The 25057-nt window shown below is 68.0% G+C and carries 20 protein-coding genes, 1 tRNA gene and 1 pseudogene; 12 read left to right on the top strand and 10 right to left on the bottom strand.

All coding sequences use genetic code 11. The features are described from left to right. Positions 1-96: 96 nt before the first annotated feature. From ABZ208_RS06920 to rpmH, 9 genes and pseudogenes are all read right to left on the bottom strand, one after another. A pseudogene (locus ABZ208_RS06920) lies at positions 97-711 on the bottom strand (GNAT family N-acetyltransferase); the annotation flags it as partial. A 309-nt stretch (positions 712-1020) separates the two neighbouring features. Next, positions 1021-2109: a ParB/RepB/Spo0J family partition protein gene (locus ABZ208_RS06925; RefSeq protein ID WP_356908514.1), complete on the bottom strand. Its 1089-nt coding sequence runs from the start codon at positions 2107-2109 to the stop codon at positions 1021-1023. Next, positions 2106-3185, bottom strand: coding sequence for a ParA family protein (locus tag ABZ208_RS06930; protein WP_356908674.1), 1080 nt, complete (start codon positions 3183-3185; stop codon positions 2106-2108). Before ABZ208_RS06930 ends, ABZ208_RS06925 begins: the two co-directional genes overlap by 4 nt. A 233-nt stretch (positions 3186-3418) precedes the next feature. Then, positions 3419-4135: a 16S rRNA (guanine(527)-N(7))-methyltransferase RsmG gene (gene rsmG, locus ABZ208_RS06935; protein WP_356908515.1), complete on the bottom strand. Its 717-nt coding sequence runs from the start codon at positions 4133-4135 to the stop codon at positions 3419-3421. Between the two features lie 115 nt (positions 4136-4250). After that, positions 4251-4763: a R3H domain-containing nucleic acid-binding protein gene (locus tag ABZ208_RS06940; protein ID WP_356908516.1), complete on the bottom strand. Its 513-nt coding sequence runs from the start codon at positions 4761-4763 to the stop codon at positions 4251-4253. A 14-nt stretch (positions 4764-4777) separates the two neighbouring features. Continuing rightward, positions 4778-6025 carry a membrane protein insertase YidC gene (yidC, locus tag ABZ208_RS06945; protein WP_356908517.1) on the bottom strand — a complete coding sequence of 416 codons (1248 nt, stop codon included), beginning with the start codon at positions 6023-6025 and terminating at the stop codon, positions 4778-4780. A 3-nt stretch (positions 6026-6028) separates the two neighbouring features. Beyond that, on the bottom strand, positions 6029-6388 hold the full coding sequence (gene yidD / locus ABZ208_RS06950; RefSeq protein WP_356908518.1) for a membrane protein insertion efficiency factor YidD: 360 nt from the start codon (positions 6386-6388) through the stop codon (positions 6029-6031). Then, on the bottom strand, positions 6385-6756 hold the full coding sequence (rnpA, locus tag ABZ208_RS06955) for a ribonuclease P protein component (protein WP_356908519.1): 372 nt from the start codon (positions 6754-6756) through the stop codon (positions 6385-6387). Before rnpA ends, yidD begins: the two co-directional genes overlap by 4 nt. A gap of 18 nt (positions 6757-6774) precedes the next feature. Next, positions 6775-6912 (bottom strand): 50S ribosomal protein L34, encoded by a 138-nt coding sequence (rpmH, locus tag ABZ208_RS06960; RefSeq protein ID WP_018846094.1) that lies wholly within the window; start codon positions 6910-6912, stop codon positions 6775-6777. A 358-nt stretch (positions 6913-7270) separates the two neighbouring features. Between rpmH and dnaA the strand changes: the two genes are divergently transcribed. The 12 genes from dnaA to ABZ208_RS07020 all read left to right on the top strand — a co-directional run bounded on the left by dnaA (position 7271) and on the right by ABZ208_RS07020 (position 23624). Beyond that, the gene (gene dnaA, locus ABZ208_RS06965) at positions 7271-9019 is read left to right on the top strand and encodes a chromosomal replication initiator protein DnaA (protein ID WP_356908520.1); all 1749 of its coding nucleotides are present in this window, start codon (positions 7271-7273) and stop codon (positions 9017-9019) included. Positions 9020-9858: 839 nt separating this feature from the next. Then, complete coding sequence (gene dnaN / locus ABZ208_RS06970; RefSeq protein WP_328398788.1) at positions 9859-10989, top strand: DNA polymerase III subunit beta; 1131 nt, start codon at positions 9859-9861, stop codon at positions 10987-10989. 79 nt (positions 10990-11068) lie between these two features. Beyond that, a complete protein-coding gene (gnd, locus tag ABZ208_RS06975) occupies positions 11069-11947 on the top strand; it encodes a phosphogluconate dehydrogenase (NAD(+)-dependent, decarboxylating) (protein ID WP_356908521.1) in 879 nt (292 codons plus the stop codon). Positions 11948-12001: 54 nt separating this feature from the next. Beyond that, complete coding sequence (gene recF / locus ABZ208_RS06980) at positions 12002-13141, top strand: DNA replication/repair protein RecF (RefSeq protein ID WP_356908522.1); 1140 nt, start codon at positions 12002-12004, stop codon at positions 13139-13141. Then, the gene (locus ABZ208_RS06985; RefSeq protein ID WP_356908523.1) at positions 13138-13692 is read left to right on the top strand and encodes a DciA family protein; all 555 of its coding nucleotides are present in this window, start codon (positions 13138-13140) and stop codon (positions 13690-13692) included. Before recF ends, ABZ208_RS06985 begins: the two co-directional genes overlap by 4 nt. Positions 13693-14092: 400 nt before the next feature. Continuing rightward, entirely contained in the window at positions 14093-16162 is a 2070-nt protein-coding gene (gene gyrB / locus ABZ208_RS06990) for a DNA topoisomerase (ATP-hydrolyzing) subunit B (RefSeq protein ID WP_356908524.1), read from the top strand. A 41-nt stretch (positions 16163-16203) separates the two neighbouring features. Then, positions 16204-18807 (top strand): DNA gyrase subunit A, encoded by a 2604-nt coding sequence (gene gyrA, locus ABZ208_RS06995; RefSeq protein ID WP_356908525.1) that lies wholly within the window; start codon positions 16204-16206, stop codon positions 18805-18807. A gap of 114 nt (positions 18808-18921) precedes the next feature. Further along, the gene (locus ABZ208_RS07000) at positions 18922-19503 is read left to right on the top strand and encodes a DUF3566 domain-containing protein (RefSeq protein ID WP_356908526.1); all 582 of its coding nucleotides are present in this window, start codon (positions 18922-18924) and stop codon (positions 19501-19503) included. 82 nt (positions 19504-19585) lie between these two features. Then, positions 19586-19659 (top strand) — tRNA-Ile (locus tag ABZ208_RS07005). 166 nt (positions 19660-19825) lie between these two features. Further along, entirely contained in the window at positions 19826-19960 is a 135-nt protein-coding gene (locus ABZ208_RS07010) for a DLW-39 family protein (RefSeq protein WP_003958712.1), read from the top strand. Between the two features lie 191 nt (positions 19961-20151). Beyond that, the gene (locus ABZ208_RS07015) at positions 20152-22146 is read left to right on the top strand and encodes a VWA domain-containing protein (protein ID WP_356908527.1); all 1995 of its coding nucleotides are present in this window, start codon (positions 20152-20154) and stop codon (positions 22144-22146) included. After that, positions 22143-23624 (top strand): hypothetical protein, encoded by a 1482-nt coding sequence (locus ABZ208_RS07020; protein ID WP_356908528.1) that lies wholly within the window; start codon positions 22143-22145, stop codon positions 23622-23624. The genes ABZ208_RS07015 and ABZ208_RS07020 overlap by 4 nt, the downstream gene beginning before the upstream one ends. Before the next feature lie 86 nt (positions 23625-23710). Here ABZ208_RS07020 and ABZ208_RS07025 read toward each other — a convergent pair whose 3' ends face one another. Further along, positions 23711-25048 carry a protein kinase gene (locus tag ABZ208_RS07025; protein WP_356908529.1) on the bottom strand — a complete coding sequence of 446 codons (1338 nt, stop codon included), beginning with the start codon at positions 25046-25048 and terminating at the stop codon, positions 23711-23713. Positions 25049-25057 lie beyond the last annotated feature (9 nt).

Here is a 25057-nt window from a genome sequence, read left to right on the forward strand (position 1 = left end):
ACGCGGCGTCGGCCGGGGAGGACCGTTGACCCCTATGAGGGGCGAACCCAGTTGCCCGAAGTGCGGTGGCCGGGTGAGGGCGCCCGGTCTCTTTGACAACGGCCGCAGCACCGGCTCCTTCTGTACGGCACCCAGCAGCCGGTCGAGCGCAAGCTCCACATCTTCCTTCCATGAGAGCGTGGTTCTCAGCTCCAGCCTCAGTCGGGGATACGTGGGGTGAGGACGGACGGTCTTGAAGCCCACGGCGAGCAGATGGTCGGCAGGAAGCACGCACGCCGGCTCTTTCCAGCGAGCGTCACCGAATGCCTCGATCGCTCTGAACCCGCGCCGTATCAGATCCTTGGCAACGGTCTGCACGATCACGCGACCCAGCCCTTGGCCCTGATAGCCCGGCATGATCCAGGCCGTCATCAGCTGTACCGCATCCGCCGAAACGGGGCTCGTGGGAAACGCGGTGGAACGCGGCACATACGCCGGTGGGGCGTAGAGCACGAACCCGACCGGCACCTCGTCGACGTAGACGACCCGCCCGCAGGAGCCCCATTCCAGAAGCACGGCGGAGATCCAGGCCTCTTTCTCGAGGTCTGCGGTGCCGGCCTTTACCGCGGCTTCTCCGCTGACTGGATCAAGCTCCCAGAAGACACACGCCCGACAGCGCTTGGGAAGGTCCGAAAGGTTGTCCAGCGTGAGCGGTGCGAACCGACGCCCCATGACGGCTCTACCTCACTTCCTTCGTCTGCCGCGCTGCGAGCAGCCGCCAGCGCGCTTCGCTCCCGAAGCAGGCTGCTGACGAATCCGCCTACCGCCCCAAGTCCCAGACCAACAGTCACCAGTCGGCCGCGGCTCACCGATCGCATGGCCCTCGCTCTCCCTCTGAGGTGGCTCAAGGTGGATGCGCCATACCAGAACGCATCGTATCCACACGAGCCCGGCAGGGGTACCGCACGACGGCAAAGGGCGGGTTGTGTTCCGCTGAATGTGGAACACAACCCGCCCCGGCGGTATGGATCTTCTGGAGGCTCAGTCCTCGTCGCCCTCTGCAGGCTCCTCGCCGAGCCCCTTCTCCAGGACCCGCCCCTCGCCAGGGGCCAGCGTGCCCAGGATCCGCTCGAGATCGTCTATGGAGGCGAACTCGACGACGATCTTGCCCTTCTTCTGGCCGAGGTCGACCTTCACTCGTGTCTCGAAGCGGTCCGAGAGCCGCGAAGCCAGATCGCTCAGGGCAGGCGAGAGCCGGGCACCTGCGCGGGGGCCCTTCGGCTTGGGGGCGCTCTTGGGGTTCGAGTTGATCAGCGTGACGATCTCCTCGACCGCTCGAACCGACAGCCCTTCGGCCACGATCCGATGTGCGAGCCGATCCTGCTCCTCGGAGTCGTCCACGGCAAGCAGCGCACGTGCATGCCCCGCCGAGAGCACTCCGGCCGCGACCCGGCGCTGGACGGGCGGCGAAAGCCGCAGCAGCCGCAGTGTGTTGGACACCTGCGGGCGCGAGCGCCCGATGCGGTCGGCCAGCTGGTCGTGGGTGCAGTTGAAGTCCTTCAGCAGCTGATCGTAGGCGGCAGCCTCCTCCAGCGGGTTCAGCTGCGCGCGGTGCAGGTTCTCCAGCAGCGCATCGAGAAGGAGCTTCTCGTCGTCGGTGTGCCGGACAATCGCGGGGATCCGGTCAAGGCCGGCTTCGCGGCAGGCTCGCCAGCGACGCTCACCCATGATGAGCTCATAGCGGTCCGGGCCCAATGGACGCACGACGACCGGCTGGAGGAGCCCTACTTCCTTGATGGAAGTGATCAGCTCTGCCAAGGCATCCTCGTCGAACACCTCACGCGGCTGACGTGGGTTGGGCGTGATCGCATCCAGCGACACCTCGGCGAAGTGCGCACTGGCCGACTCGGCCAGCACTGCTGACTCCGGCTCCGCCTGCGAGCTCGCTTCGGGCGCCACCGTCGCCGCGGGCAGCGTGGTGACCTTCGCGGCCGCCACACCCCGCTCAGCGGTCAGCACCGAGGCCGCTCCTGGCGCGCTCGCTGTGCCGGCCGACGGCACCTGCTCCTGCGGAGCAGCCGGGATCAGCGCACCGAGCCCACGCCCCAAACCTCTACGTCGCTCGCTCACTGGATCCCCTCCGACATGTTCTGCTGAGTGTTCTGGCTGCCCAGGTGGGCATGCTGCGGGTCGTACTGGACTCCGACGCCGCGCAGCGCGATCTCACGTGCTGCCTCGAGGTACGAGAGGGAGCCACTGGAACCCGGATCGTAGGTCAGCACCGTCTGCCCATAGCTCGGCGCCTCAGAAATGCGCACAGACCGCGGGATGCTCGTGCGCAGAACCTCCTCACCGAAGTGGCTGCGCACCTCGTCGGCCACCTGCGATGCGAGCCTGGTCCTGCCGTCATACATGGTGAGCAGAATCGTCGACACGTGCAGGGCGGGATTGAGGTGTCCGCGCACCAGATCGACGTTGCGCAGCAGCTGGCCAAGCCCCTCGAGCGCGTAGTACTCGCACTGGATGGGGATGAGCACCTCGGCACCGGCGACCAGAGCGTTCACGGTCAGCAGGCCCAGCGACGGTGGGCAGTCGATGAGGATGTAGTCCAGGGGCTGCTCGTATGCCTGGATCGCGCGCTGCAGTCGGCTCTCCCGCGCCACCAGCGACACCAGCTCGATCTCCGCACCGGCGAGATCGATGGTGGCCGGGGCGCAGAAGAGGCCTTCGACGTCCGGTACCGGTTGGACCACCTCGGCGAGCGGCCTGCTCTCCACCAGGACGTCATAGATCGAAGGAACCTCTGCATGGTGATCGATCCCCAGAGCCGTGGAGGCGTTGCCCTGAGGATCCAGGTCCACCACCAGCACGCGCGCACCATGCAGCGCGAGTGAGGCCGCAAGGTTGACCGTGGTGGTGGTCTTACCTACGCCGCCCTTCTGGTTGGCGACGACCATGACGCGTGTCTGCTCAGGTCGGGGCAGACCTTCACCGGCACGCCCCAGCGCCTCCACGGCCAGCTGTGCAGCACGGCCAATGGGGGTGTCGTCCAGCGGGGGAGGCGGTGTTTCACGTGAAACATCGTCCCCCGTCGACTCGGTACGGGGACCGGGGACCGGATCGGTCATCGGTCCCGCGATGTTGGCGTCGGACCGCAAGGATTCACTCTCCTCGACTTCAGGCTCGCAATGAGCAGAGCCTGCCATGCTTTCGGGGTCGTGAACCAGCGAGGCAGGTGGTTCTGTGGAGGAAACCACCTCTGTGGACAAATCCGTAACCCTCACGAGGGGCCTGCGCCCCTTCATCTGAGCGGCCGCACGGCCACGACTGATGATTCCCTGCAGCAGTGAGCGACGTTTCACGTGAAACACGATGCACGCGCCGCATGACTACGCCAGGACGACACTCCGAAATGCGTACGTATGGAAGCTTTTCTGGCTCAGCGGCGCCGTCGCGTACGGCTCGTCCGAGCAGCCTTGGCCCGCTTCGCCGCGAACCGCACGCCACCCGGGCTCTCCCCCACCTCCACCCGCACGACGGTGGACAGAGGATCCACGATTCCCTCGCCGACATGGAGAACTGAGGTCTCCACCACACCCAGCTTGCCCAGAGCGGCTCGTGCCCCGTGGATCTCTTCCTCGGCGGTGTCGCCCTTGAGCGCCAGCATCTCACCGTAGGGACGCAGCAGAGGAACACCCCAGCCGGCCAGCCGGTCCAGAGGAGCCACCGCGCGGGCCGTGACCACATGCACCGGGGGCAGCTTCCCGAGCACCTCCTCGGCACGGCCCCGCACCACGGTCACATGATCGAGGCCCAGCAGTTCGACGACTTCCTGAAGGAAGTTCGTCCGACGCAGCAGGGGCTCCAGCAACGTGATCTTCAGGTCAGGACGAACGAGCGCCAAAGGAATACCAGGGAGGCCGGCACCGGAGCCGACATCGCAGACGGTGACACTCTCGGGGACGACCTCGGACAGCACGGCACAGTTCAGCAGGTGCCGCTCCCACAGCCGAGGCACCTCACGCGGCCCGATCAGACCACGCTTGACCCCCGCGTCCGCGAGCAGCTCGGCGTACCGCACAGCCTCCGGAAAGAAGTCTCCGAATACCGTCCGCGCCACATCGGGCGCCTGGGGAAGCTCCACTGACTCCGTCACGGGAACCGTCCTTCCGTACCGCACTGCCGCACATGTGGAGTGGGATGGCTGACTATCAGGCTGACAAAGTTCGGCCCCGCCTGCGAAACAGACGGGGCCGAGAGATCGATGAGGGTCAGGCCGGAAGCACGACGACGAAGCGCTGCGGCTCCTCGCCCTCGGACTCGCTGCGCAGACCCGCGGCCGCGACCGCGTCATGGACGACCTTGCGCTCGAAGGGCGTCATCGGCTTCAGCTTCACCGGCTGACCGGTGCTCTTCACCTCGTCGGCGGCTTTGGCACCGAGCTCTGCCAGCTCCGTGCGCTTATTGGCCCGGAAGCCTGCGATGTCCAGCATCAGCCGGCTGCGGTCCCCGGTCTCCCGGTGGACGGCGAGCCGCGTCAGCTCCTGGAGGGCTTCCAGGACCTCTCCGTCGCGGCCGACGAGCTTCTGCAGGTCCCGGCTGGCCGTGTCGCTGATGATCGAGACCGCAGCCCGGTCCGCCTCGACGTCCATGTCGATGTCACCGTCGAGGTCGGCGATGTCGAGCAGACCCTCGAGGTAGTCGGCCGCGATCTCCCCTTCCTGCTCCAGGCGGGTCAGGGTGTCGCCACCCTCGGTGGCGGCGGAGATGGTGCCTTCCGTCACGGAACGACTCCTTCTTACTTCTTCGACGACGGGTGCTTGGGGCGCTGCTGGCCCTTGCGCTGTGCGGACTTGGGCTGACGGCCAGAACCGGCGGGCTTGGCACCACCCGGCTTCGACTCGTCCTTCTGCAGCGAGGTCTTCGACGCGGAGTCGCCCTCGGAGCTCTTGGCTGTTCCCGGCTGGGCAGTGGTGGCCTGACGCTTCGACTTGGTCTGGCGCTTGGGCTGCTGACGCTTCTGCCCGGCACCGCCCTCGGCGTCGAGTACGGCAGTCTCGCTCTTGGCGACCGTGCCGTCCGCCTGAGCGGCCAGGCCGGCCTTGGCCAGCCCGCTCATGAAGCGGCGCTCGTTGTCGTTACGGTCCGCGCCCTTGGCGACGATGGCCTGGACGACAGTGCGCTTGCGACGCGACTTGACCTCACCGCTCGCGGTAACGCCCTTCAGAAGACGCTGCAGGTAGTGGTCCTGAGCCTTGCTGCCCGGCGTCGGGTTCTGGTTGATCACGTACATCTGCTGGCCCATGGTCCACACGTTGGTGGTCAGCCAGTAGACGAGAACACCGACGGGGAAGTTGATGCCCATGACGGCGAAGATCACCGGGAAGATGTACATCAGCATCTTCTGCTGCTGCATGTACGGCGTCTTGACCGTGAGGTCGACGTTCTTCTGCATCAGCTGACGCTGCGTGTAGAACTGCGACGCCGACATCATGATGATCATGACCGCGGTGACGATGCGGACATCGAGAAGAGTCGCGTGAAGGGCCTCGACCTTCTCGGGGCTGTCCGTGAACTTCGCGGCGATCGGGGCCCCGAAGATCTCGGCCTGCCGGGCGCTGTTGACCAGGGTCTGGTTCAGCACACCGACCGGGTCACCCGAGGCGATCTTGCTGAGCACGTGGTAGAGCGCGAAGAAGAACGGCGACTGCGCAAGGATCGGAAGGCACGAGGAGAGCGGGTTGGTCCCCGTCTCCTTGTACAGCTTCATCATCTCTTCGGACTGACGCTGCTTGTCGCTCTTGTAGCGCTCCTGGATCGCCTTCATCTTCGGCTGGAGCGCCTGCATGTTCCGGGTCGCCTTGATCTGCTTCACGAAGAGCGGGATCAGACAGATCCGGATGAGGACCACCAGCGACACGATGGACAGTCCCCAGGCCCAGCCCGTGTCCGGGCCGAACATCGCCCCGTAGATCTTGTGGAACTGCACGATGATCCACGAGACAGGTGTGGTGATAAAACTGAAGAGACTGGCAATCGTGTCCACTAATCAAGCTCCTTGAGCATTGGGCGAGGTCTCTGCGGCCGGGTTCGGGGCTTCAGGCACCGAGCCGGTCGTAAGCACATCAGCGGCGGAGTCCCCGCCCTTGCTGCCACGCAACGCATCGCGCAGCATCTCGTGCCACCGCGGACGTGTGCGCGGCGGCACATGATCGACTCCGCCCGGCGACCACGGATTGCACCGCAGGATGCGCCAAGCGGTGAGAGCCGTGCCCTTCACCGCGCCGTGCCGGTCGATGGCCGTGTACCCGTAGTGGGAACACGACGGGTAGTACCTGCAGACAGGTCCCAGCAGCGGGCTGATCGTCCACTGGTACAGCTTGATCAGAGCCAGCAACGGGTACTTCATCGCGCGCCCCCTCCCAGCAACCGCTGAAAAGCGGCGTCCAGGTCTCGGGCCAGCTGTGCATAATCGGCGTCGCCCGCACCGGGCAGCGCCCGTACGACCACCAGGCTACCGGGGGGCAGCTCGGACAGTCGTTCGCGTATGAGATGGCGCAGTCTCCGCTTGACCTTGTTGCGTACGACAGCACCCCCCACAGCTTTGCTCACGACGAAACCCGCACACGTCCGGGAAGCGCTCTCCCCAGGCGCGTGCGGGTCCGTTGCACCGCTGCGTAGATGGACGACGAGAAACGGGCGTCCGGCCCGGCGTCCTCTGCGTACCGCAGTCGCGAAGTCCTCGCGCCGCCTCAGCCGATGTTCGGTAGGCAGCACGTCATGACCTGTACGCGATCAGGCGGACAGGTTGGCGCGACCCTTGCTGCGACGGTTCGCCAGGATGGCGCGACCGGCACGGGTACGCATGCGCAGGCGGAAACCGTGGGTCTTCGCGCGACGACGGTTGTTCGGCTGGAAGGTGCGCTTGCTCACTCGGGGGCTCCAGAAATGATTCGTAGATGGCGGGACATCGCCTGGCTGTCACCGTGCGCCCACGAGTAGCTCGCGTTTACGCCCGAGTGCACCGCTTCACGATCACAGACCGTGATCTTTGCCCATCGGAGGCAGGCGGCAGCAGCCATCGACAACTCGACCTGGTTACGGTACGCGCGGCTACGCCATCCGGTCAAACCAGGCCCACGGGGACCCCCGCTGTGCACAGGCTGTGGACAACAACTTGAACCGCGCGGGTCGGCCTGACTACCGTGGCTGGACTCCGAATCTTTTTTCCTGTCTTCCTATCCCGTCCCGAGAAGCACACATTCGTGGGACCTGCGAGAGAGCGTGCCCTGTGGCTGACGTACCTGCCGATCTTGCCGCAGTGTGGCCACGCGTGCTGGAACACCTCCTCGCCGAGGGCCAGCAGGGCATCGAGCCCAAGGACAAACAGTGGATCGAGCGGTGCCAGCCGCTCGCCCTCGTGGCCGACACCGCGCTGCTCGCCGTCCCCAACGAATGGGGCAAGCGGGTCCTCGAAGGCAGACTGGCTCCGCTCATCAGCGACACTCTGAGCCGCGAGTGCGGCCGTCCCATCCGGATCGCGATCACGGTCGACGACTCCGCGGGCGAACCGCCCGCACCCCAGGCGCCTCCTGCCGGGCAGCAGGCGCCGCGCTATCAGGGCCCGCTGCACGACGAGCCGCGCCAGAGCGACCCGTACGACACCTATGGGCACCGGCCCCTGGACGACGACGGTCTGCCGGCCGTCCGTCCCGCCTACCCCGAGTACCAGCAGCGCCCGGAACCGGGCGCCTGGCCGCGCACCCAGGAGGATCTGTCCTGGCAGCAGCCGCGGCTCGGCGGCTTCCAGGAGCGCGACCCGTACGCCTCGCCGCGCCGGCCCCAGCACGACTACCGGTCGCCGCAGCCGCCCGAGCGCCAGCCGTACCAGTCGCGTCCGGAGCGACGCGACATGCCCGAGCCCCAGCCGCCGCACCGCGGCGGGCCCTCCGGCGCACCCGGCCCGCTGGGCGCCCAGCCCGCGCCGGCGCCCGGCCCGGGCGAACCGCACGCACGCCTCAACCCGAAGTACCTCTTCGACACATTCGTCATCGGTGCGTCGAACCGGTTCGCGCACGCGGCCGCCGTCGCCGTCGCCGAGGCCCCTGCCAAGGCGTACAACCCCCTGTTCATCTATGGGGAGTCGGGACTCGGCAAGACCCACCTGCTGCATGCCATCGGGCACTACGCGCGCAGCCTCTACCCCGGCACCCGGGTGCGGTACGTGAGCTCCGAGGAGTTCACCAACGAGTTCATCAACTCCATCCGCGACGGCAAGGGCGACGCGTTCCGCAAGCGCTACCGGGATGTGGACATCCTTCTCGTCGACGACATCCAGTTCCTGGCGAGCAAGGAGTCGACGCAGGAGGAGTTCTTCCACACCTTCAACACCCTCCACAACGCCAACAAGCAGATCGTGCTGTCCTCGGACCGGCCGCCCAAGCAGCTGATGACCCTCGAGGACCGGCTGCGCAACCGCTTCGAGTGGGGTCTGACCACCGATGTGCAGCCGCCGGAGCTGGAGACGCGTATCGCGATCCTGCGCAAGAAGGCCGTCCAGGAGCAGCTCAACGCCCCGCCGGAGGTGCTGGAGTTCATCGCCTCCCGGATCTCGCGCAACATCCGCGAACTGGAGGGCGCGCTGATCCGGGTGACGGCGTTCGCGTCGCTCAACCGGCAGCCCGTGGATCTCGGTCTCACCGAGATCGTTCTGAAGGATCTGATCCCCGGAGGCGAGGACTCCGCCCCGGAGATCACGGCCGGCGCCATCATGGCCGCCACCGCCGACTACTTCGGGCTCACGGTCGAGGATCTGTGCGGATCCTCACGCAGCCGGGTCCTGGTGACAGCACGCCAGATCGCGATGTACCTGTGCCGGGAGCTCACGGATCTGTCGCTGCCGAAGATCGGCGCACAGTTCGGCGGCCGTGACCACACGACCGTGATGCACGCGGACCGCAAGATCCGTGCGCTGATGGCAGAGCGCCGGTCCATCTACAACCAGGTCACCGAGCTCACCAACCGGATCAAGAACGGCTGACCGAGCCGTCGGCGCAGAGCCGAAGGTTCTTCGAGGGCGCCCCGGGACCACCCCGGGGCGCCCTTCGTCGTCCCGTGGGCCGACGGGTGCCGACCATCCCTGTTCGAATACGGAGTGGTCGGCCGCTGTTCTCCACAGATCTGGGGGCGACCTTCCTTCCACAGCCTGGGGACCGTGGAGTTGTCCATACGGCATCCACAGGCAGGCCGTCACGGTTCCCGTCACGCCAGGTCAGCCGCTTGTGGATTTGTGGCCAACCGGACTCCACAGACTGTGGACACAGAAACCTTCCACAGGCCTTGATCCACGTTGTCCACCGGTGGCCCACAGGCGAAGCCGTGTTGCCCACAGCTTCTCCACACCGCTGTCCACTGTTCGGCAACGGAACACCCCCACTCACCGGGTCGAGTGAAAGGCGTCACACCAAGGTGCCTGATTGCCCTGTGGGGAACGTGGGTAAAGCTGGGGACAGCACTGGGGAGAAGTCCCACAGGGCTGTGCACCGGATGTGCAGAACTTTCGCGTGTCCACAGATGCACTGGGTTGTCCACCGGTGCCACCCACAGGCGCAGTGGACAAAAAAGTGGACCTGACCTGCGCAAACGACGTTATCCACGGTTTCCACAGGCCCTACTACTACTCCCACTTAGAGTTACCGGGGAATTCGCTTCGAAGAGGGTCCTGTGCACAACTCGAGCCCGGAGCCTCACCCGCCTCTTGCCACGACTTGACCCCGACCCGCACCGAGTGTCGGTGCGGTGCGTCAGACTGGTCCCCGGCGACACAGCCGACGAAGAAGGCCAGCAAGGGCGAGCCAGCAACAGCAGGAGGCGGTTCCGGTGAAGATCCGGGTGGAGCGCGATGTACTCGCGGAGGCGGTGGCCTGGGTGGCCCGCAGCCTTCCGGCCCGTCCGCCGGCACCCGTACTCGCAGGCCTTCTTCTGAAGGCGGAGGACGGTGCCCTCAGCTTCTCGAGCTTCGACTACGAGGTCTCGGCGCGTGTCTCGGTCGAGGCGGAGGTGGACGAGGACGGCACCGTGCTGGTGTCGGGCCGTCTGCTCGCCGACATCTGCCGCGCTCTGCCCAACCGCCCGGTGGAGATCTCCACAGACGGTGTACGGGCGACCGTGGTCTGCGGCTCCTCGCGATTCACACTCCACACCCTGCCTGTGGAGGAGTACCCGGCGCTGCCGCAGATGCCGACCGCGACCGGTACCGTGCCCGGCGAGGTCTTCGCCTCGGCCGCCGCACAGGTCGCCATCGCCGCCGGCCGCGACGACACCCTCCCGGTGCTCACCGGTGTCCGGATCGAGATCGAGGGCGACACCGTCACCCTGGCCTCGACCGACCGCTACCGCTTCGCCGTCCGTGAGTTCCTGTGGAAGCCCGAGAGCCCGGACGTCTCGGCCGTCGCCCTGGTGCCCGCCAAGACGCTGCTGGACACCGCCAAGTCGCTGACCAGCGGTGACACGGTCACCCTGGCGCTGTCAGGCTCGGGTGCGGGTGAGGGCCTGATCGGTTTCGAGGGCGCGGGACGGAGGACCACCACCCGGCTGCTCGAGGGCGACCTGCCGAAGTACCGGACCCTGTTCCCCACCGAGTTCAACTCGGTCGCCGTGATCGAGACCGCGCCCTTCGTCGAGGCCGTCAAGCGTGTGGCCCTGGTCGCCGAGCGGAACACCCCGGTGCGACTCAGCTTCGAGCAGGGCGTGCTGATCCTGGAGGCCGGCTCCAGCGACGATGCACAGGCTGTGGAGCGTGTCGACGCCCAGCTGGACGGCGACGACATCTCGATCGCCTTCAACCCGACCTTCCTGCTGGACGGTCTGAGCGCCATCGACTCCCCGGTCGCCCAGCTCTCGTTCACCACGTCCACCAAGCCCGCGCTGCTGAGCGGCAAGCCGGCCGTGGACGCCGAGGCGGACGAGGCCTACAAGTACCTGATCATGCCGGTTCGTCTGAGCGGCTGACCCCACAGGTGTGCATCCGTGTCCGGGCGTAGGCTCGGACGCGGGTAGCAACTGCACACAACGATTGAGGAATCATCTGATGGAGCTCGGTCTCGTCGGTCTCGGCAAGATGGGCGGCAACATGCGTGAGCGCATCCGCCGCGCCGGTCACACGGTTGTCGGATACGACCGCAACCCCGACCTCGCTGACGTCGAGAGCCTTCAGGAGCTTGTCGGCCGGCTCAAGGGCCCGCGGGTTGTGTGGGTCATGGTTCCCGCCGGTGCCGCGACCCAGTCGACCATCGATGAGCTCGCAGACCTCCTCGAGCCCGGCGACGTCGTGGTGGACGGCGGCAACTCCCGCTGGACCGACGACGAGAAGCACGCGGTCGAGCTCGGCATCAAGGGCATCGGCTTCGTCGACTGCGGCGTATCGGGTGGTGTCTGGGGACTGGAGAACGGCTACGCGCTGATGTACGGCGGCGATGCCGAGAACGTCGCGAAGGTCCAGCCGATCTTCGACGCTCTCAAGCCCGAGGGCGAGTTCGGCTCGGTCCACGCGGGCAAGGTCGGCGCCGGCCACTTCGCGAAGATGGTCCACAACGGCATCGAGTACGCGATGATGCAGGCCTACGCCGAGGGCTGGGAGCTCCTGGAGAAGGTCTCCTCCGTCACCGACGTACGCGAGGTCTTCCGTTCCTGGCAGGAAGGCACCGTCATCCGCTCCTGGCTGCTCGACCTGGCGGTCAACGCGCTGGACGAGGACGAGCACCTGGAGAAGCTGCGCGGTTATGCACAGGACTCCGGTGAGGGCCGGTGGACTGTGGAAGCCGCCATCCACCACGCCGTGCCGCTGCCGGCGATCACCGCGTCGCTGTTCGCGCGCTTCGCGTCCCGCCAGGACGACTCCCCGCAGATGAAGATGGTCGCCGCGCTGCGCAACCAGTTCGGCGGCCACGCGGTCGAGTCCACGAAGTAATCCACAGGCTGTGCACCCCGGTGCACAGCAGCCGGGGGAAGGTCGGCGCACATCATGCACGTCACGCATCTGTCGCTGGCCGACTTCCGCTCGTACGCCCGGGTCGAGGTCCCTCTCGATCCGGGCGTCACCGCTTTCGTGGGGGCCAACGGCCAGGGCAAGACCAACTTGGTCGAAGCGGTCGGCTATCTGGCCACGCTGGCGAGCCACCGGGTGTCCTCCGATGCCCCGCTGGTTCGGATGGGAGCGGACCGGGCCGTGATCCGTGCCGCCGTCCGGCAGGGGGAGCGCTCGCAGCTGGTCGAGCTGGAGCTCAATCCCGGCAAGGCGAACCGGGCACGTATCAACAGGTCGTCGCAGGTCAGGCCGCGTGATGTGCTGGGGATCGTCCGTACTGTGCTGTTCGCCCCGGAGGATCTGGCGCTCGTCAAGGGCGACCCCGGGGAGCGACGGCGGTTCCTCGACGAGCTGGTCACCGCGCGCTCGCCCCGGATGGCGGGAGTGCGCTCCGACTACGAACGGGTGCTCAAGCAGCGCAACACACTGCTGAAGTCGGCGGCGATGGCTCGTCGGCACGGCGGGCGCGGGGCCGATCTGTCGACGCTCGACGTGTGGGACCAGCATCTGGCGCGGGCGGGTGCGGAAGTCCTGGCACAGCGGTCGGACCTGATCGCGGCGCTGCAGCCGCTCGCCGACAAGGCGTACGAGGCGCTTGCCCCCGGAGGCGGCCCGGTCGCCCTGGAGTACCGTTCCTCCTCCGCCGGGCAGGCGCCGGAACAGATGGCCGACGGGACGCGCGAGGAACTGTTCCAGCAGCTGATGGCGGCGCTCGCCGAGGTGCGCAAGCAGGAGATCGAGCGGGGCGTGACACTCGTCGGACCGCACCGCGACGAGCTGGTGCTCAAGCTGGGCCAGCTGCCGGCCAAGGGATATGCGAGCCACGGCGAGGCCTGGTCGTACGCGCTGGCACTGCGGCTCGCGTCGTACGACCTGCTGCGGGCCGAGGGCAACGAGCCGGTGCTCGTGCTCGACGACGTCTTCGCGGAACTGGATGCGCGCCGGCGCGAGCGGCTGGCGGAACTGGTGGCGCCGGGAGAGCAGGTCCTGGTGACGGCGGCGGTCGACGACGACGTGCCGGGTGTGCTGGCCGGCGCGCGGTATGCCGTGGCCGACGGGGCGGTGGAGCGCGTATGAGCGAGGACGAGACGCCCGTGGTGCCGGAGCCCGCGAAGGCCCCCGAGTCGTCGGGGGTGGACCTGGCCCGCGTGGCCCTGCGTGCGGCCAAGGAGCAGGCGAAGGCGCGCGGTGCCGCGGCGCAGCAGAAGAAGCAGGCCCGCCGCGGTGGCGGGCTGAGGTCCGGGGCGCGGGCGGACGGACGGGATCCGCTGCCGCTGGGTGCGGCCATCAACCGGCTGATCACCGAGCGGGGCTGGGAGACCCCGGCCGCGGTGGGCGGGGTCATGGGCAGGTGGCCCCAGATCGTCGGCGAGGACCTGGCGAACCACTGTGTGCCGCTGCGGTACGACGACGATCCTGACGAGCGTGTGCTGACCGTGCAGTGCGATTCGACGGCCTGGGCCACACAGCTGCGCCTGCTGGCGCCACGGCTGGTGGCGCGGCTCAACGAGGACCTGGGTCAGGGCACGGTCCGGCTGATCAAGGTGCTGGGCCCGGGCGGGCCCGCCCGCAGGTTCGGACCCCTGCGGGCGCCGGGGAGCACCGGTCCCGGGGACACCTACGGCTGAGTCCGGAGCCGAGCGCGCCGGACGCACCCGTTGCCTGCTCGAAGCCCTGCTCTGAGCGGGGCTTCGACCCCTGGTCAGACCCCTGCTCAGCCTCCTGTTCCCACCCGTGCTCGGGCCCGTGCGACAGGAGAAACCGGACGAGGCGCGTGAGGCGTCCCTCACGGTAGTGGATGGTTGACAGCCCGAAGCGCCTGGCGCCCGTGTGAGCCTCTTGGAGCCCCTGCCCGAATATGGGGAGTCGGACGGACAGGGTTCAGGGCGGCACATGCGGACTCAGCCACCGGCAAACCCCCATGAGTGTCGGTGGTACCGGTAGACTGGTGGACAATCCCGCTTCTGTAGCGGGACGTCGATTAATGCCGAACGACGCAGCCGCTCCCGCTCACGCGGAGAACGGCTTGTGCTGTGCCAGAAAGGGCGCTTCGTGGCCGATTCCGGCAACCCCAACGAGAACATTCCTTCCACTGCTGCCGACGGGACCGGCGAGGCGAGCTCGTCGTACGACGCCAGCGCGATCACCGTCCTCGAGGGTCTGGACGCGGTCCGCAAGCGGCCTGGCATGTACATCGGCTCGACCGGTGAGCGCGGCCTGCACCACCTCGTGCAAGAGGTCGTCGACAACTCCGTCGACGAGGCGATGGCCGGTCACGCGGACAGAATCGACGTCACGATCCTCGCCGACGGCGGCGTACGGGTGATCGACAACGGACGCGGTATCCCGGTCGACATGCACCCGGTGGAGAAGAAGCCGGCCGTCGAGGTCGTCCTCACCGTGCTGCACGCAGGCGGCAAGTTCGGCGGCGGCGGCTACGCCGTCTCCGGCGGTCTGCACGGTGTCGGTGTGTCCGTCGTGAACGCCCTGTCGACCAAGATCGCGGTCGACATCAAGCGGGACGGCTTCCGCTGGACGCAGGAGTACAAGCAGGGTGTGCCCACCGGGCCGCTGGAGAAGCACGAGGCGGTCGAGGACTCCGGCACGTCGGTCACCTTCTGGGCCGACCCGGACATCTTCGAGACCACCGAGTACTCCTTCGAGACACTCTCGCGCCGCTTCCAGGAGATGGCCTTCCTCAACAAGGGCCTCACCCTGACGCTGACGGACGAGCGCGAGTCGGCGAAGGCGACGGTCGGTGCCGACGACCCTGACGCCGAGGCGGCCGAGGAGCCGCCGGCGAGGACGGTCACATACCACTACGAAGGCGGCATCGTCGACTTCGTGACGTACCTGAACTCCCGCAAGGGCGAGCTGATCCACCCCACCGTCATCGACATCAACGCCGAGGACAAGGAGAGGCTCCTCTCCCTCGAGGTCGCGATGCAGTGGAACTCGCAGTACAGCGAGGGTGTCTACTCGTTCGCCAACACGATCCACACGCACGAGGGCGGAACGCACGAAGAGGGCTTCCGCTCCGCACTGACGGGTCTCGTCAACCGGTACGCGCGCGACAAGAAGCTGCTGCGCGAGAAGGACGACAACCTCACGGGTGAGGACATCCGCGAGGGTCTGACCGCGATCATCTCGATCAAGCTCGGCGAGCCCCAGTTCGAGGGCCAGACCAAGACGAAGCTGGGCAACACGGAGGCGAAGACCTTCGTCCAGAAGGTCGTCAACGAACACCTCACCGACTGGTTCGACCGCAACCCCAACGAAGCCGTGGACATCATCCGCAAGGCCATCCAGGCCGCCACGGCCCGCGTCGCCGCGCGCAAGGCCCGCGACCTGACGCGCCGCAAGGGTCTGCTGGAGAGCGCCTCGCTGCCCGGCAAGCTGTCCGACTGCCAGTCGAACGACCCCATCAAGTGCGAGATCTTCATCGTCGAGGGTGACTCCGCCGGCGGCTCGGCCAAGTCCGGTCGCAACCCGATGTACCAGGCGATCCTGCCCATCCGAGGCAAGATCCTGAACGTCGAGAAGGCGCGGATCGACAAGATCCTGCAGAACACCGAGGTCCAGGCGCTGATCTCGGCCTTCGGCACGGGAGTCCACGAGGACTTCGACATCGAGAAGCTCCGGTATCACAAGATCATCTTGATGGCGGACGCCGACGTCGACGGCCAGCACATCAACACCCTGCTGCTGACCTTCCTGTTCCGCTTCATGCGGCCGCTGGTCGAGGCCGGGCACGTGTTCCTGTCCCGCCCGCCTCTCTACAAGATCAAGTGGGGCCGTGACGACTTCGAGTACGCGTACTCGGACCGTGAGCGCGACGCGCTCGTGGCGCTCGGCAAGCAGCAGGGCAAGCGGATCAAGGAGGACTCGATCCAGCGCTTCAAGGGTCTCGGCGAGATGAACGCCGAGGAACTGCGCATCACCACCATGGACATCGAGCACCGCGTTCTCGGCCAGGTCACCCTGGACGACGCCGCGCAGGCCGACGACCTGTTCTCGGTGCTGATGGGCGAGGACGTAGAGGCACGGCGCTCATTCATCCAGCGCAATGCCAAGGACGTCCGCTTCCTCGACATCTGAGTCGGTCTCAGCTGACCGCACGAAAGGACTGAAGACCAGCAATGGCCGACGAGAACACTCCTGTGACCACAGAAACCGAAGACGAAGGGCCGCAGCTGCGGATCGAGCCGGTCGGGCTCGAGACCGAGATGCAGCGCTCGTACCTCGACTACGCGATGTCCGTCATCGTCTCGCGCGCGCTGCCGGATGTGCGGGACGGCCTCAAGCCCGTGCACCGCCGCGTGCTGTACGCGATGTACGACGGCGGCTACCGGCCCGAGAAGGGCTTCTACAAGTGCGCCCGCGTCGTCGGCGACGTCATGGGTACGTACCACCCGCACGGCGACTCCTCGATCTACGACGCCCTGGTCCGGCTGGCCCAGCCGTGGTCGATGCGCATGCCGCTGGTGGACTCCAACGGCAACTTCGGCTCCCCGGGCAACGACCCGGCCGCCGCCATGCGGTACACCGAGTGCAAGCTGATGCCGCAGTCGATGGAGATGCTCCGGGACATCGACGAGGAGACCGTCGACTTCCAGGACAACTACGACGGCCGTAATCAAGAGCCGACGGTCCTGCCGGCGCGCTTCCCGAACCTCCTGGTCAACGGCTCGGCCGGTATCGCGGTCGGTATGGCGACCAACATCCCGCCGCACAATCTGCGCGAGGTCGCCGCCGGCGCGCAGTGGGCGCTGGAGCACCCGGACGCTTCGCACGAGGAGCTGCTCGACGCGCTCATCGAGCGGATCAAGGGCCCGGACTTCCCGTCCGGCGCTCTGGTCGTGGGCCGCAAGGGCATCGAGGAGGCGTACCGCACCGGTCGCGGCTCCATCACGATGCGTGCGGTCGTCGAGGTCGAGGAGATCCAGAACCGTCAGTGCCTGGTGGTCACGGAGCTTCCGTACCAGGTGAACCCGGACAACCTCGCGCAGAAGATCGCCGACCTCGTCAAGGACGGCAAGATCGGCGGCATCGCCGACGTCCGCGACGAGACGTCCTCGCGCACCGGTCAGCGGCTCGTCATCGTGCTCAAGCGCGATGCCGTCGCCAAGGTCGTCCTCAACAACCTCTACAAGCACACCGACCTGCAGACGAACTTCGGCGCCAACATGCTGGCCCTGGTCGACGGTGTGCCGCGCACGCTCTCGCTGGACGCGTTCATCCGCCACTGGGTGACGCACCAGATCGAGGTCATCGTCAGGCGGACGAAGTTCCGGCTGCGCAAGGCCGAGGAGCGGGCGCACATCCTGCGCGGTCTGCTCAAGGCACTGGACGCGATCGACGAGGTCATCGCGCTGATCCGGCGCAGTGACACGGTCGAGGTCGCGCGTGCGGGCCTGATGGACCTGCTGCAGATCGACGAGATCCAGGCCAACGCCATTCTCGAGATGCAGCTGCGCCGACTGGCCGCCCTGGAGCGCCAGAAGATCGTGCAGGAGCACGACGAGCTGCAGGCGAAGATCAACGAGTACAACGCGATCCTTGCCTCGCCCGAGAAGCAGCGCGGCATCGTCAGCGAGGAACTGGCCGTCATCGTTGAGAAGTTCGGCGACGACCGGCGCTCCAAGCTGGTGCCCTTCGACGGTGACATGTCCATCGAGGACCTCATCGCCGAGGAGGACATCGTCGTCACGATCACGCGTGGCGGCTATGTGAAGCGCACCAAGACCGACGACTACCGCTCACAGAAGCGTGGCGGCAAGGGCGTGCGGGGCACGAAGCTGAAGGAGGACGACATCGTCGACCACTTCTTCGTCTCCACCACGCACCACTGGCTGCTGTTCTTCACCAACAAGGGCAGGGTCTACCGGGCCAAGGCCTACGAGCTGCCGGACGCCGGACGCGATGCGCGCGGCCAGCACGTCGCCAACCTGCTCGCCTTCCAGCCGGACGAGCAGATCGCCGAGATCCTCGCGATCCGTGACTACGAGGCGGCGCCGTATCTGGTGCTGGCGACCAAGGCGGGCCTGGTCAAGAAGACCCCGCTGAAGGACTATGACTCGCCTCGCTCGGGCGGTGTCATCGCGATCAACCTCCGTGAGACGGAGGGCGACGGCGGTGCGCCCGACGAGCTGATCGGTGCGGAGCTGGTCTCCGCCGAGGACGATCTGCTGTTGATCAGCAGGAAGGCGCAGTCGATCCGGTTCACTGCAACGGACGATGCGCTGCGCCCGATGGGCCGTGCGACGTCCGGTGTGAAGGGGATGAGTTTCCGTGAGGGGGACGAACTCCTCTCGATGAATGTCGTCCGGCCAGGTACGTTCGTGTTCACTGCCACCGATGGTGGGTACGCGAAGCGGACCCCCGTCGACGAGTACCGCGTCCAGGGCCGCGGCGGCCTCGGTATCAAGGCCGCCAAGATCGTGGAGGACCGCGGATCGCTCGTGGGTGCGCTGGTGGTCGAGGGGACCGACGAGATCCTCGCCATCACGCTCGGTGGCGGCGTGATTCGTACGCGAGTCAATGAAGTCAGGGAGACGGGCCGTGACACCATGGGCGTCCAACTGATCAACCTGGGCAAGCGGGATGCCGTTGTCGGCATCGCTCGTAACGCCGAGGCAGGCCGCGAGGCCGAAGAGGTCGAAGGGACCGATGAGGCCGGCGGTGAGGCGGCCGAGGCGGCAGTCGAGGGCACCGAGTCCTCGGCCGGGGAGCACGAGGAGTAAAGCGTGAGTGGAGCCACGGGCGCCGGATCGGCCGCTTCGGGAGCTGACGGTGCCCGTGGCCCTGCCGCGGAGTCCCAGGGTGGGGGCACCTCCACCGAAGGTAGGGGGATTACGGTGACGGACACCCGGGGGCATCAGCCCCCGCACGAGATGTACGCCGGCGGCCAGCAGCCCGCTGCGCAGCAGGCGGCGCAGCCCTACCATCCGCCGCAGGCCTACCCCACGCCGCAAGGCGGGGGCGGCACGCAGGGCGGGCAGCAGCGCACCGGTCAGCAGGCGGGCGCCGCCGTGCGCCGGCCGCGCACCGGGGCCCGTACCACTCCGCGTACGCGCAAGGCCCGGCTGCGGGTGGCCAAGGCCGACCCGTGGTCGGTGATGAAGGTCAGCTTCCTGCTGTCGATCGCGCTGGGCATCTGCACGGTGGTCGCGTCCGCGGTGCTGTGGATGGTCATGGACGCGATGGGTGTCTTCTCGACCGTCGGCGGCACGATCAGCGAGGCCACCGGCTCCAATGAGAGCAACGGCTTCGACCTTCAGTCGTTCCTGTCGCTGCCGCGGGTGCTCATGTTCACGTCGGTCATCGCGGTGATCGATGTGGTGCTGGCGACGGCCCTCGCCACGCTCGGGGCCTTCATCTACAACCTCTCCGCCGGTTTCGTGGGCGGTGTGGAGCTCACGCTCGCCGAGGACGAGTAGCCCTGGTCGGAGGTCTGCGGATACCGATTTTGGCCATGCCCGCCGTGTGCGCTAATCTTCAGAGGTCAGCGCGCAGCGCGGCGGGGCTATAGCTCAGTTGGTTAGAGCGCATCCCTGATAAGGATGAGGCCACAGGTTCAAATCCTGTTAGCCCCACAGTGTCGATCGGCCCGGACGGAATGTTTCCGTCCGGGCCGATCTCATTGTGCCGGGCCCGAGTTGGGGGAGCGCGGACCGGAGGTAGGTCACCGAACGGTATCGATCGGTGTGTATAGTCGGGCGCCAGAAGTCCTCATACGTCAAGGAAAGACGAGGTCGCGCGGTGAAGAAGCTTCTCCTGGTCGCACTGGCCGCCATCGGCGGGCTCCTCGTGTACCGCCAGATCCAGGCGGATCGCGCCGAGCAGGATCTGTGGACGGAGGCGACCGACTCCGTGCCCGCAGGTTCGGGTGTGTGAGACGCAGACTTTGGATCATGGAGCCCCGGCCGCGTGAGCGGCCGGGGCTTCGTGCTGTCCGGGTGCGGTTGTCCTGCCCGGTGCGGCACGGCCGCCGCTGTAGCGGGACCGTGACAGTGATCTCCTTGTATTCACTCCAGCAAATCGATAGCTTGCAAGAGCAAACTTTGGGGTGACGGGGAGGGGACACGGTGAAAGCACGACTGCGCCGCCGTGCGACGGTGGCAACGATCGGCGCGGCACTGCTCGCCCTCGCGGCCGGGCCGGTGCCCGCCGCGGGCGCGGCGGAGCAGGCCGGCAAGGGAGCATGGGCACCGCGGGGGGACGGCCGCAGCGGCCTGGTGATGGTGCTCGACTCGTCGGGCTCCATGGCCGATGACGACGGCACGGGAAGCACCCGGATGGAGTCCGCCCGCAAGGCGGTGGGAACGGTCGTCGACGCGCTTCCCGACGGTTATCCGACGGGCCTGCGCGTCTACGGCGCCGACCAGCCGAAGGGCTGCACCGACACCCGGCCGGCGCTGCCGGTGCAGCCGCTGGACCGGGAGGCCATGAAGCGGGCGGTCGGAGCCGTACAGCCCAAGGGGGACACTCCCATCGGCCTGTCGTTGCAGAAGGCCGCTCAGGACCTGCCGAAGGCCGCCGACGGGGCGATCGGCACGCGCACGATCCTGCTGATCTCCGACGGCGAGGACACCTGCGGCACCCCGCAGCCCTGCGAGGTCGCCGAGCAGCTCGGCAAGGACGGCGTCGGGCTGCGCATCGACACGGTCGGCTTCCAGGTGCGCGGCTCGGCGCGGCAGCAGCTGGAGTGCATCGCGAGGGCCGGCAACGGCCGTTACTACGACGCTCCGGACGCCGAAGCGCTCGCCCGGCAGCTGCAGCGCTCGGCGCAGCTGTCCGCGGACGGTTACCGCTTCCGTGGCAGGCCGGTCGAGGGCGGGCAGACGCAGGACGCGGCCCCCGTGCTCACCCCGGGGCAGTACCTGGACACCATCGGCCCCGGCGAGAAGCGGTACTACGCCGCCGATCTGGACGCCGCGTCGACGGCCGACTTCTCGGCGACGGCCGTGCCGCAGCCGGGTGCGGCGGTGGACACTCTCGACGGCCTGCGCACGGTGATCCAGTACGGGTCCGGCGGTTCCTGCGGGACGAGCACCGAGCGCTTCTTCCAGAAGGAAGGGGCAACGCCCCTGACCTCTGCGGTCGCCCGGATTCCCAGCCCCGAGGGCGGCCGCAGGTGTGACGAGGCGGGCCGGTACTGGCTGGTCGTCGAGCGTGAGTCCAAGCCGGGCTCGGACGCCGCGCGCTGGCCGCTGGAGCTGACATACGGCGTGGAGAAGCCGCTGGCCGAGGGGGTCACGCCGGCACAGTCACAGCCCGAGTACGGCCAGGGCGACAAGGGCGCCGTACTGCCGACCGGCGATCCGCGTGACGTGACGGGCGGCACGGGCTTCAACGATGCCAAGGAGATCGGGCAGGGGGTGTGGCGGGACAGGCTTCTGCCGTCGCAGACACTCTGGTACAAGGTTCCGGTCGGCTGGGGACAGCAGCTGCGGTACGACGTCGAGTTCTCCAACGAGCCGACCGTGGACGGCGCCTCCTCGGTGTGGTCGTACGGAGCCACCCAGGTCTTCACGCCCGCGCGTGGGCCGGTCGGCGGCGGCACCGGGGAGTTCAACCCGCAGACCATCTACAACGGGCGCCCCATGGCGCTGGAGATGGGCACCGTGCCCGTCGCCTGGACCAACCGCCACGAGTCCCACCCGAACGTCGTCCCGGTACACACCAAGGGTGGCTTCTACATCGCCGTCACGCTGGGCGCGAAGGCCGCGGAGATCGCCGAGAATCCGGAGATCGGCGTGGTGCTGCGGGTGGCCGTGCTGGGTGACGCCCTGGCAGGTCCCCAGCATGACGCTCCGGTGCTCGCGGACGGGGACAAGGGCGAGGACAAGGGCGCGGCGAACGCGGCCGACAAGAAGGGCGATTCGCCCACGGGCGCAGACAGCGATGCGGCCGAAGGGGCAGGATGGTCCGGCATGATGATCGCCGCCGCCGTGGGCGGCGGAGCCGTCCTCATCGCCGGCGCGGTCTTCGTACTGGCGAGGCGCAGGACGGCAGCGGCCACAGGGCCGTCCGGCTATCCGACGGATACGGATACATGGGACTCGAGGAGGGGCGCGTGAAGAGGCAGCGCGGCTGGTGCCGGGTGACGCTGGCCGGACTGGCGACGGTGTGTGCGGTGGCGGCGCTGCCCGGGCACGCGTGGGCAGCGGGCGAGCCCAACCCGTACGTCTTCGACAGCGAGGCGAAGAGTGTGCGGGGCACGGCCGTCAACAGCGACGGACCGCAGCTGACGGTCGGCTCGACCTACAAGGACACGATCAAGCCGGGCGAGAAGCGCTACTACCGGCTCGACCTCGACGCCAAGTCGAACGCCTACGTCTCCGCGGTGGCCGTACCCAAGCTGGCCACCAAGTTCGCCTACGCGGACAAGCTCGCCGTCAGCATCGAGGACCGCTCGGGGTCCCAGTGCAGTGAAGGTGCGGCCATGTTCGGCACCGCGACCTACGCGCGGCCGGTCGCCGACTACGCGAGCCGGAGGATCGACAAGGAGAAGAGCAACTGCCAGGAGGCGGGGACCTATTACGTGCTCCTGGAGCGGACCAGTGACGCCACCTCCACACCCGAGCCGTGGGACGTGGAGATCCGTTTCACCTCCGAGCCGGAGGTGAAGGAGGACAAGGCCACGCAGGCGCCCGAGAACTGGCCGTCCGCATCGCCGGCGGCACCCGCGGGCGGCCCGCAGAAGCGGGCGGGCGGCACGAGCTTCCATGACGCCACAAGCCTCAAGGAGGGCGAGTGGCAGGACGAGATCACGCCCGGCCGGACGCGGTTCTACCGGGTGCCGGTCGACTGGGGGCAGCAACTGTTCGCCAGCGCCGACCTGGGCACCAGCTCAGGGGGTGACGGGACCGGAAGCGTCGGCAACGCGCTCGCGCTGTCCTTGCACAATCCGGCGCGCGGGTTCGTCGACAACCAGGCGAGCGTCTTCTACGACGGCAAGCAGAAGTCGATCGCACTCGATCCGCTGCCGCCGGTGGCCTACGAGAACCGCTACGCCTCCGCCGACACCACCAACGCCATGCGGTTCGCCGGCTGGTACTACCTCTCGGTGACGCTCAACCCCGAGGTCGCCGAGGCCTTCGGCAAGAAGCCGATCCCGTTGACGCTGCGTGTCAACGTCGAGGGCGAGGCGAAGCCAGGGCCCCAGTACGCGGGCCCCGCCGGGGACTTCCAGGTCACCGATGACGACCAGGAGGCGGCCGACAGCGGCAGGAGCGCGCCGGAGGCGGCCAGGAGCGACACGATGAAGCTGGTCGCCGCGGCGGGGATCGGCGCGGGGGTCGTGCTGGTGCTCGGGCTCGGGGCCTGGGTGCTGCTCGCCAGGCGCCGCACGCCCCAGTTCGTTGAACCGGCGCCGTTCCCGGGGCAGGGACAGGGGCCTGGCCATGTGCAGGACCGGGGACCGGGGTACGGACAGGGCGCGGCGCAGCCGGGCTATGGATACCCGCCGGCGCAGGGCCAGGGGCACGGGCAGGGATACGGACAGGGTGCCGGCCAGGGCTACGGGTCCGGACCGTACGGGCCGCCCGGCCAGTAGCCGAGCCGTAGGGGCGCGGTCCGTGGCCGGACCGTACGGGGGCGCGGCCCGAAGCCGGGCCCGCCCCGAACCTCAGCGGTGCCGGATCAGGTCTGGGTCAGCGCCCAGATGCCCACCGCGAAGCACACCAGCGCGACAAGCAGGACCGGGACCGCAACCTTCGGGGGCGGTCCCGGCCGCTTTTGCGCGGCGGTGGGTGGAACCTGCAGGCCCTGAGCGGTGTAAGCACGAGTGAAAGGCGGTTCGTGCGGTCCCTGGGCGCTCTGCACATAGGCGGGCTGTCCGGGCACCGGTGCTTGATGGGGGGAAGCCGGATGCGCGGGTACAGGAGCAGGGGCGGGGGTCGGAGTCGGAGTCGGTGTGGGCTCCGTGGAGAGCGGGATGGGGGGAGGAGTGGACGGCTGCGCGGCGTAGGGCTGCTGTACCGCCTGGTGGGGGTGGTGTGCGGCCGCGTGCTGCGGTGGCGGCAGATGGAAGCTGCCGGTCTCCGACGGCGGCAGTACGGGCGCGGGGGGCGCGGACCGCTCGGGGGCGGCCGACGGGACCTCGGGGCCGCCCGGGCCGAAGCCATCGGGCAGCGGGCCGAGTTGGTCGAAGATCTCCACCGGCTCGTCGTCGAGGGTGGGGTCGGGGAGCATCTCGACCGCGGCCGTCAGCGCCTTGCGCGCCCCTGTGGCCGTCTTGAACCGCGCCTGCGGGTCGGGCTGCAGCAGGCCCGCCAGGACCTGCCACAGCGGTTCCGGTACGCCCTGAGGAGCACCGGGTGTGCCGGAGGCGGCGAAGTGCTCGATCAGGGCCTGAGAGTCCGGCTTCTTGCCCTCGAGCAGATACAGCGCGACCAGGCCGACCGCGAACAGGTCCGCGGTGAAGTCCGGCTCCGCGCCCAGCATCTGCTCGGGCGCGAAGTAACCGGGCGTCCCCACCACATAGTTGGTCTCGGTCAGGCGCGGCTCACCCTTACGCATGGAGATGCCGAAGTCGGACAGCCGCAGATGCGGCCGGCCCGTTCCGGTGGCCTCCATCAGGATGTTGGCCGGCTTGATGTCGCGGTGCACGACCCCCTCCGCGTGCACCGCGGCAAGTCCGGACAGCAGCTGGTCGAGCAGGGTGCAGACGAAGCGGGGAGGCAGCGGACCGTAGTCGCCGATGACATGCGCCAGCGACCCGCCGCTCACCACATCCATGGTGAACAGCACTTTGTCGTCGTCCGCGGCCCAGCTGGCCGGGGCCAGGACATGGGGGTGGTCGATGCGCAGTGCCTGCTCACGGACGAAGCGCAGCAAGGTGTGCGCGTCGCTCTGCTGCAGGACCTTCGCCGCCACATAGCGACGGCGGCGGTGGTCCCAGGCGCGCCAGACCGCGCCCACGCCACCACGCCCGATCGGGTCGATCAGTTCGTACCGACCAGCGAAGACCTCACCCATTGTGCTGCG

Source organism: Streptomyces sp. NPDC006208, from assembly GCF_040613775.1.
Lineage (GTDB): Bacteria > Actinomycetota > Actinomycetes > Streptomycetales > Streptomycetaceae > Streptomyces.

Coding starts and splice junctions, on each gene's coding strand:
- ABZ208_RS06930 (WP_356908674.1), bottom strand. CDS start 3,185: ATGGCAGGCTCTGCTCATTGCGAGCCTGAAGTCGAGGAGAGTGAATCC.
- yidD (WP_356908518.1), bottom strand. CDS start 6,388: ATGAAGTACCCGTTGCTGGCTCTGATCAAGCTGTACCAGTGGACGATC.
- gnd (WP_356908521.1), top strand. CDS start 11,069: ATGGAGCTCGGTCTCGTCGGTCTCGGCAAGATGGGCGGCAACATGCGT.
- recF (WP_356908522.1), top strand. CDS start 12,002: ATGCACGTCACGCATCTGTCGCTGGCCGACTTCCGCTCGTACGCCCGG.
- ABZ208_RS06985 (WP_356908523.1), top strand. CDS start 13,138: ATGAGCGAGGACGAGACGCCCGTGGTGCCGGAGCCCGCGAAGGCCCCC.
- gyrA (WP_356908525.1), top strand. CDS start 16,204: ATGGCCGACGAGAACACTCCTGTGACCACAGAAACCGAAGACGAAGGG.
- ABZ208_RS07025 (WP_356908529.1), bottom strand. CDS start 25,048: ATGGGTGAGGTCTTCGCTGGTCGGTACGAACTGATCGACCCGATCGGG.